7 protein-coding genes are annotated in these 7,564 nt (G+C 65.4%); all 7 read right to left on the reverse strand.

Translation table 11 applies throughout. The annotated features are described in order from the left end of the window. Window positions 1-156: 156 nt before the first annotated feature. Window positions 157-1,197, reverse strand: a complete 1,041-nt coding sequence (locus tag P3W85_RS16220; protein WP_035805502.1) for a branched-chain amino acid ABC transporter permease — start codon at window positions 1,195-1,197, stop codon at window positions 157-159. After that, window positions 1,197-2,081: a branched-chain amino acid ABC transporter permease gene (locus P3W85_RS16225; protein WP_017224158.1), complete on the reverse strand. Its 885-nt coding sequence runs from the start codon at window positions 2,079-2,081 to the stop codon at window positions 1,197-1,199. Before P3W85_RS16225 ends, P3W85_RS16220 begins: the two co-directional genes overlap by 1 nt. A gap of 242 nt (window positions 2,082-2,323) precedes the next feature. Continuing rightward, window positions 2,324-3,532 carry an ABC transporter substrate-binding protein gene (locus tag P3W85_RS16230; RefSeq protein ID WP_017224159.1) on the reverse strand — a complete coding sequence of 403 codons (1,209 nt, stop codon included), beginning with the start codon at window positions 3,530-3,532 and terminating at the stop codon, window positions 2,324-2,326. 117 nt (window positions 3,533-3,649) lie between these two features. After that, window positions 3,650-4,375, reverse strand: coding sequence for an ABC transporter ATP-binding protein (locus tag P3W85_RS16235; protein ID WP_017224160.1), 726 nt, complete (start codon window positions 4,373-4,375; stop codon window positions 3,650-3,652). A gap of 9 nt (window positions 4,376-4,384) precedes the next feature. Then, a complete protein-coding gene (locus tag P3W85_RS16240) occupies window positions 4,385-5,161 on the reverse strand; it encodes an ABC transporter ATP-binding protein (RefSeq protein WP_017224161.1) in 777 nt (258 codons plus the stop codon). Between the two features lie 430 nt (window positions 5,162-5,591). Continuing rightward, entirely contained in the window at window positions 5,592-7,277 is a 1,686-nt protein-coding gene (locus P3W85_RS16245; RefSeq protein ID WP_276265532.1) for a GMC family oxidoreductase, read from the reverse strand. Window positions 7,278-7,351: 74 nt separating this feature from the next. Then, the coding region (locus P3W85_RS16250; RefSeq protein WP_276265533.1) for an aldehyde dehydrogenase family protein at window positions 7,352-7,564 on the reverse strand (213 nt) is incomplete at its 5' end.

The raw sequence follows: 7,564 nt of genomic DNA on the forward strand, positions 1-7,564 counted from the left end.
ATATTGACACTGCAGCCTAGTGACTGCGCGCCTGTCGTCTCCTCGCTTCCGCCTCCATTTAACCTGCGAAAACCGTATATGGAATGTAACGAAGCGGTGCGTTCCAGGCAAGCTAGAAGAAACCCTAGCCCCAAAAGCGGGCATGTCGCCCTGTCATCACTCCCGGGGCTTCCCGAACCGCGCCAGAAGCTCGCCCATGATGCCGCGGCGGAATGTCAACACGCAGATCACGAAGATCACGCCGGTGACCATGGTGACGGATTCGCCCAGCGAGCCGAACCATTCAATCCCCGTCGCCGAGGCCAGGAAATTGCCGATGTCGCCAAGCTTGTTTTCCAGCGCCACCACCACGAAAGCCCCGGCCAGCGGGCCCGAGAGCGTGCCCAGGCCACCCACCAGCGTCATCAGGATCACCGAGCCCGACATAGACCAGTGCACGTCGGTCAGCGTCGCAAAGCCCAGCACCAGTGCCTTGATCGAGCCGGCCAGGCCGGAAAGCGCCGCGGAAAGCACAAACACCATCAGCTTGAAGCGGTCGGTATCGTAGCCCAGCGAAATCGTGCGCGGCTCGTTCTCCTTGATCGCCTTGAGGATCTGCCCGAAGGGCGAGTGCACGGTGCGCACGATCAACGCGAAGGCCGCCACGATGATCGCCAGCGCCACATAGTAGAGCGTCAGGTCGTTGTCCAATGGCAACAGGCCGAACAGCTTGCCGCGCGGAATGCCCTGCAGGCCGTCCTCGCCGCCGGTGTAGGGCACCTGCAGGCAGAAGAAGAACAGCATCTGCGCCAGCGCCAGCGTGATCATGGAGAAGTAGATGCCCTGGCGGCGAATCGCGATCGATCCGACCACATAGCCGATCAGGGCGCCGGTCAGCGTGCCCAGCACCAGCCCCACCTCGGGCGTGACGCCCCACACCTTCATGGCGTGGCCGGCCGCGTAGGCCGCGCCGCCGAAGAAGGCGGCATGGCCGAACGACAGCAGGCCGGTATAGCCGATCAGCAGGTTGAAGGCGCAGGCAAACAGCGCGAAGCACAGCACCTTGAGTACGAACACCGGATATGCGCCGGCCATCGGCGCCACGATCAGCGCCAGCAGCAACAATCCGTACAACAGTTTCTTCTGCACACCCTGCCCCTGTCTTGTCTGCCCCGCGGCCACCGCCGCGCCGGATGGTTGGCTCGATGGTTGGCTCATCACTTCTCCCTCCCGAACAGCCCGGCCGGGCGCAGCATCAGCACGATCACCATGATGAAGAACACCACCGTGGACGACGCCTCCGGATAGAACACCTTGGTCAGCCCCTCGATCACGCCCAGGCCGAGGCCGGTGAGGATGGAGCCCATGATCGAGCCCATGCCGCCGATCACCACCACGGCGAACACGATGATGATCAGGTTCTGTCCCATCAGCGGCGAGATCTGGATCACCGGCGCCGCCAGCACGCCGGCAAAGGCAGCCAGCGCCACGCCGAAGCCGTAGGTCAGCGTCACCATCAGCGGTACGTTGACGCCGAACGCCTCAACCATCTTGGGATTCTCGGTGCCGGCCCGCAGGTAGGCGCCCAGCTTGGTCTTCTCGATCAGGAACCAGGTGGAAAAACACACCGCCAGCGAGGCCACCACCACCCAGGCCCGGTAGTTCGGCAGGATCATGAAGCCGAGATCGGTGGCGCCGCTGAGGGCTTCCGGCGGCGAATACGGCAGCCCGGACACGCCGTAGATCGAGCGGAAGATGCCCTCGATCACCAGCGTGATGCCCAGTGTCAGCAGCAGCCCGTAGATATGGTCGAGCTTGTAGATCCAGCGCAGCATGGTGCGCTCGATCACCACGCCGATCAGCGCCACCGCCAGCGGCGACAGCACCAGCATCAGCCAGTAGTTGATCCCGGCGTACTCCATGCCCATCCAGGCCAGTACCGCGCCGAGCATGAACAACGCCCCGTGGGCGAAATTGATGACGTTGAGCAGCCCGAAGATGACCGCGAGGCCCAGGCTCAACATCGCATAGAAAGCACCGTTGACCAGCCCCAGCAGCAACTGGGACAGCATGGCGGGCAGAGGAATACCGAAGATGTCCATCGCAGGCGTTACCGTTGGCGCACCAGCCGGGGTCCGTCAATCCCCCGCCAGGCAAGCGCGATCAAAATGAAGCGAAGCGGTTCTGGCTACGCGTGTGGCCGCCGGCGGCACAGCCGGCATGCCAACGCCGCGCAGCGGCGCCCCAATCGTCTGGCCGGTGCCTCCCGGCGCAAAGGAAGGCACCAGCCCCCGCCCGGTCCCCTTGCGGGGCCGGCGGGACCACACAACTTCAGCTCAAGCCCTTACTTCTTCAGCAGCGAGCACTTCGACTCCGCCACCGTGGTGAAAGCCTGCTCGCCCGGGATGGTGGCGACCACCTTCAGGTAATCCCATGGCTTCTTCGATTCGGCCGGCGTCTTCACCTGCATCAGGTACATGTCGTGGATGCCGCGGCCATCCTGGCGGATGTAGCCCTTGGTGTAGAAGTCGTTGATCTTGAGCTTCTTCAGTTCGGCCATGACCTTGTCCGGGTCGTCCGTCTTGGCTGCCTCGACCGCCTTCAGGTAGGTGCGCGCCGCGGAGTAGTCGGCGGCCTGCAGGCTGCTCGGCATCTTCTTCATCTTGCCGAAGAAGCGGTTGGCGAACTTGCGCGTGTCGTCGTTCATGTCCCAGTACCAGCTGTCGGTCATCAGCAGGCCTTCGGTGTTCTTCAATCCCAGGCTGTGGATATCGTTGATGAACATCAGCAGGCCGGCGATCTTCATGGTCTTGGTGATGCCGAATTCCTTGGCCGCCTTGATCGCATTGATGGTGTCGCCGCCGGCATTGGCCAGGCCCAGGATCTGCGCCTTGGACGACTGCGCCTGCAGCAGGAAGGAGGAGAAGTCGGAGGCGTTCAGCGGATGGCGGACCGCGCCCACCACGGTGCCGCCGTTGGCCTTCACCACCGCCGAGGTATCGTTCTCCAGCGAGTGGCCGAAGGCGTAATCCGCGGTCAGGAAGAACCACGACTTGCCGCCCTGCTTGACCACCGCGCTGCCGGTGCCCTTGGCCAGCGCCACCGTGTCGTAGGCATAGTGCACGGTGTACGGCGAGCACTCCTCGTTGGTCAGGCGTGCCGAGCCGGCGCCGATATTGAAGTAGACCTTCTTCTTCTCCATGGCCACCTTGTTCATGGCCAGGCCGGTGGCGGAGTTGGTGCCGCCGATCAGCGCATCCAGGCCCTGCTGGTCCATCCACTCGCGCGCCTTCGACGCCGCGATGTCGGCCTTGTTCTGGTGATCGGCCGAGACCAGCTCGATGGGCTTGCCCAGCACCTTGCCGCCGGCATCCTCGATCGCCATCTTGATCGCTTCAAGGCCGCCCGGACCGTCGATGTCCGCATACAGGCCCGACATGTCGGTGATATAGCCGATCTTGACGGTATCGCCCGAGACCTGCGCCGAGGCCGGGGCCATTGCCACTCCCGTTGCGATGGCCGCCAGAGCGACCGCCAGCCGAGTCATCTTCATTGCTTGTCTCCTTAGTTTCGGCGGCATCCGACGCCACCCGTTCTTGCCCTAAAACAATGCCTGCGATGCATGCCCGCGCATCATGCGTGCGACCCACCCGGGTCGCGCGGGCATGGATCAGACCCCAAGCAACTCGTTCAGCACCGGCATCTTGGCCTGCAGCTCCGAAGCCGCGAAGCGCTCGACGATGGTGCCGTGTTCCATCACATAAAAACGGTCGGCCAGCGGCGCGGCGAAACGGAAGTTCTGTTCCACCATCACCACCGTGTAGCCCTTCTTCTTGAGCATCAGGATCATGCGCGCCAGGGCCTGCACGATCACCGGCGCCAGGCCCTCGGAGATCTCGTCGAGCAGCAGCAGGTTGGCACCTGTGCGCAGGATGCGGCCAACGGCCAGCATCTGCTGCTCGCCGCCCGACAGGCGCGTGCCCTGGCTCTGGCGGCGCTCCTTCAGGTTGGGGAACATCTCGTAGATCTCGGCCTCGCTCATGCCTTTCTGCGCCGCGCCGCCCTTCATCCTCAGCAGCGGCGGCAGCAGCAGGTTCTCCTCGCACGACAGGCTGGCGAAGATGCCCCGCTCCTCCGGGCAATAGCCGATGCCGCAATGCGCGATCTTGTGCGTGGGCATGCCGACGGTCTCGGTGCCATTGACGCGGATCGAACCCTTGCGCTGGCCGGTCAGGCCCATGATGGCGCGCAGCGTGGTGGTGCGCCCCGCGCCGTTGCGGCCAAGCAGGGTCACCACCTCGCCCGGGTTCACGGTCAGGTCGACGCCATGCAGGATGTGCGATTCGCCGTACCAGGCGTGCAGGTCCTTGATCTCAAGTGCGGGCGTTGTGCTCATCCTGGCTCCTTAGTGCGCGCCCTGCAGTTCGGCTTCGACGGTGCCCATGTAGGCCTCCATCACACGCGGGTCCTTCGATACCTCGGCGTACGGCCCTTCGGCCAGGATCGCGCCGCGCTGCAATACCGTGATCTTGTCGGCGATCGACGAGACCACACTCATATTGTGTTCGACCATCAGGATGGTGCGCCCCACCGCGACCTTGCGGATCAGCTCGGTGACGCGCGCCACATCTTCGTGGCCCATGCCCTGGGTGGGCTCGTCCAGCAGCATCAGCTCCGGCTCCATCGCCAGCGTGGTGGCGATCTCCAGCGCGCGCTTGCGCCCGTACGGCAGGTTGACGGTCACGGTCTGCGCCACATCGGTCAGGCCGACCTGGTCGAGCAACTCCATGCCGCGCGCATTGAGCGCGTCGAGCGTGCGCTCGCTGCGCCAGAAATGATAGGAGGTGCCAAGCTGCCGCTGCAGGCCGATGCGCACGTTCTCCAGCACCGTCAGGTGCGGAAACACCGCCGAGATCTGGAACGAACGGATCACGCCGCGCCGGGCGATCTGCGCCGGCTGCTCGCGCGTGATGTCGATGCCGTTGAACAGGATGGTGCCGGTGGTCGGCACCAGGAACTTGGTCAGCAGGTTGAAGCACGTGGTCTTCCCCGCGCCGTTGGGGCCGATCAAGGCATGGATGGATCCGCGCCGCACCCGCAGGTTGACGTCGCTAACCGCGGTAAACCCCTTGAACTCCTTGGTGAGGTTCCGCGTTTCCAGGATCGTGTCTTGCTGATTCATGGTCTCCTGCCCGCCCTCTTGCTGCGGCGCCGGCTTCTGGCCGGCTCCGCCAAATGGTCAGAACTGTGGTGCTCGCCGCACCACCACCCGCACGCCCCGCGCTGATCGTGCTCATCGTGCCAATGGCGCGGATCGTGCCGTTCGTGGCTGTCGCGGCTCATGCACCGCTTGTCTTGTTTTGCTTGTCTTGCTGTTCCGGACTACATCCGGCCGCGCGGCGCCCTTTCCGGAACGCGCGACGCGCCCTGGTAAGGGCGCGCCAATGTGAGCGCTACTGCACGGCATCTCGGCGTCTATTGTGTGCGTCTGCTGCGTCGCAAAACATCCGGGTTTGCACTGATTATGAAACATGAACCAGATGTCAGGTCCATGTCAGGTTCGCAATCACGGCTGCGTTCCGGCGATTCCCATCGCCGCTGCGGCCATCCGGTCAGGCCTGCGCGGCAGCGCCCGTTCTGGCGGCAACCGCACCGGCAGCCGGGGGAGCGGTCCCTTGCGCACCGGAAACACGCCGGCGCCGGTCCTCGCGGATCATGTCGCTGGCACGCTCCGCGATCATGATGGTGGGCGAGTTGGTGTTGCCCGAAGTGATCAACGGCATCACCGAGGCATCCACCACGCGCAGGCCGTCGACGCCGAGCACCCGCAGGCGCTGGTCCACCACGGCGAGGGGATCGTCGGGGCGTCCCATGCGGCAGGTGCCGACCGGGTGGAAGATGGTGGTGCCGATATCGCCCGCCGCCCGGGCCAGCTGTTCGTCGGTTTCCACGGCTGGCCCGGGCAGCCACTCCTGTGGCTTGTAGGGCGCCAACGCGGGCGACGCGACGATGCGCCGCGTCAGCTTCAGCGAGTCGGCCGCCACCTTGCGGTCAGCCTCGGTGGAAAGGTAATTGGGCGCGATCACCGGCGCCTGGCGGAAGTCCGCGCTGGCGATATGCACGCTGCCGCGCGAGGTCGGGCGCAGGTTGCACACGCTGGCGGTGAAGGCATTGAAGCGATGCAGGGGGTCGCCGAACTTGTCGAGAGAAAGCGGCTGTACGTGGTATTCGACGTTAGGGCGCGCCTGCGACGGGTCCGAGCGCGCGAACGCACCCAGCTGCGACGGCGCCATGCTCATCGGCCCGCTCTGGTTGACCGCATACTGCAGGCCGATGCCGAGCTTGCCCCACCAGCTTGCCGCGCGCGTATTGAGCGTACGCACGCCCTCCACCTTGACCACGCTGCGCAGCTGCAGGTGATCCTGCAGGTTCTCGCCGACGCCGGGCAAGGCATGGCGCACCGCGATGCCGAGCGCCTGCAGCCGCTCTGGCTGGCCGATGCCTGACAACTCCAGCAGCTGCGGCGTGTTGACCGCGCCCGCCGCCAGGATCACTTCCTCGCGCGCCCCTGCCGTGAAGGGCTGGGCGCCGCCAAGATAAGCCACCCCGCTGCAACGGCGGCCGTCGAAGGTCAGCGCGCTGACCTGGGCGCCGGTGACGATGGTCAGGTTGGGCCGGTCGGCCGCGCGGCGCAGGAAGGCCTTGGCGGTATTCCAGCGGATACCGCGGCGCTGGTTGACCTCGAAGTAACCCACGCCGAAGTTGTCGCCGCGATTGAAATCGTCGGTGCGCGGGATGCCGGCCTGCTCGGCAGCATCGATGAACCGCTCCAGGATATCCCAGCGCAGCCGCTGCCCTTCCACCCGCCACTCGCCGCCGGCGCCGTGGAATTCGTCGCCGCCGCGATGATGGTCCTCGCTGCGCTTGAACAGCGGCAGCACCCGGTCCCAGCACCAGCCGTCGTCGCCCGTCAGGCGTGCCCAGTCGTCATAGTCCTCGCGTTGCCCGCGCATATAGATCATGCCGTTGATCGACGACGACCCGCCCAGCACGCGTCCGCGCGGATAGCCCAGCGAGCGGCCGTTCAGGCCGGCTTCAGGCGCGGTGCGGTACATCCAATCGGTGCGCGGGTTGCCGATGCAATACAGGTAGCCCACCGGGATGTGGATCCAGTGGTAGTCGTCGCGGCCGCCGGCTTCGAGCAGCAGCACGCTCACCTCGGGGTCCTGGGTCAGGCGGTTGGCCAGCACGCAGCCGGCCGAACCGGCGCCGACGATGATGTAGTCGTAGCTCTCCATGATCCTCGATCATTCCTGTTGAATTCAGCGCAAGGCAGGCACGGCGCCGCTCACGGCATTCTACGGCCGGGTCCCTACTTCGCCACCGGCATGGTGAACTCCGCGCCCTTGCCGATGCTGTCCGGCCAGCGCTGCATGATGCTCTTGTAGCGCGTGTAGAAGCGGATGCCCTCCTCGCCGTAGGCGTGGTGGTCGCCGAACAGCGAGCGCTTCCAGCCGCCGAACGAATGCCACGCCATCGGCACCGGGATCGGCACGTTGATGCCGACCATCCCCACCTGGATCTG

Source organism: Cupriavidus basilensis, assembly GCF_029335485.1.
GTDB lineage: Bacteria > Pseudomonadota > Gammaproteobacteria > Burkholderiales > Burkholderiaceae > Cupriavidus > Cupriavidus basilensis_E.

What these genes read in the sequence shown, in the direction of transcription:
- P3W85_RS16220 (WP_035805502.1), bottom strand. Translation starts at nt 1,197, where the DNA reads ATGAGCCAACCATCGAGCCAACCATCCGGCGCGGCGGTGGCCGCGGGG.
- P3W85_RS16225 (WP_017224158.1), bottom strand. Translation starts at nt 2,081, where the DNA reads ATGGACATCTTCGGTATTCCTCTGCCCGCCATGCTGTCCCAGTTGCTG.
- P3W85_RS16230 (WP_017224159.1), bottom strand. Translation starts at nt 3,532, where the DNA reads ATGAAGATGACTCGGCTGGCGGTCGCTCTGGCGGCCATCGCAACGGGA.
- P3W85_RS16235 (WP_017224160.1), bottom strand. Translation starts at nt 4,375, where the DNA reads ATGAGCACAACGCCCGCACTTGAGATCAAGGACCTGCACGCCTGGTAC.
- P3W85_RS16240 (WP_017224161.1), bottom strand. Translation starts at nt 5,161, where the DNA reads ATGAATCAGCAAGACACGATCCTGGAAACGCGGAACCTCACCAAGGAG.
- P3W85_RS16245 (WP_276265532.1), bottom strand. Translation starts at nt 7,277, where the DNA reads ATGGAGAGCTACGACTACATCATCGTCGGCGCCGGTTCGGCCGGCTGC.